This window comes from Escherichia sp. TW14182 (assembly GCF_000208525.1).
Lineage (GTDB): Bacteria > Pseudomonadota > Gammaproteobacteria > Enterobacterales > Enterobacteriaceae > Escherichia > Escherichia ruysiae.
In genome coordinates this window covers 1-610 of the sequence record NZ_AEJZ01000039.1, presented here as the reverse complement: position 1 = coordinate 610, position 610 = coordinate 1, and the positions used below count along the sequence as shown (strand labels likewise).

General features: G+C 53.9%; 1 rRNA gene. It reads right to left on the bottom strand.

Going from position 1 to position 610, the window contains the following annotated elements:
* Nucleotides 1-138: 138 nt before the first annotated feature.
* A 23S ribosomal RNA gene (locus tag EQY_RS0103975) occupies nt 139-610 on the bottom strand; the annotation flags it as partial.

The following is a 610-nucleotide window of genomic DNA, read 5'->3' as shown; positions in this document are numbered from 1 at the left end:
GCATGGGGTCAGGTGGGACCACCGCGCTACGGCCGCCAGGCAAATTCTGTTTATCAACACGTCTTATTCCGACATGTCGATTTAATCTGTATCAGGCTGAAAATCTTCTCTCATCCGCCAAAACACCTTCGGCGTTGTAAGGTTAAGCCTCACGGTTCATTAGTACCGGTTAGCTCAACGCATCGCTGCGCTTACACACCCGGCCTATCAACGTCGTCGTCTTCAACGTTCCTTCAGGACTCTCAAGGAGTCAGGGAGAACTCATCTCGGGGCAAGTTTCGTGCTTAGATGCTTTCAGCACTTATCTCTTCCGCATTTAGCTACCGGGCAGTGCCATTGGCATGACAACCCGAACACCAGTGATGCGTCCACTCCGGTCCTCTCGTACTAGGAGCAGCCCCCCTCAGTTCTCCAGCGCCCACGGCAGATAGGGACCGAACTGTCTCACGACGTTCTAAACCCAGCTCGCGTACCACTTTAAATGGCGAACAGCCATACCCTTGGGACCTACTTCAGCCCCAGGATGTGATGAGCCGACATCGAGGTGCCAAACACCGCCGTCGATATGAACTCTTGGGCGGTATCAGCCTGTTATCCCCGGAGTACCTTT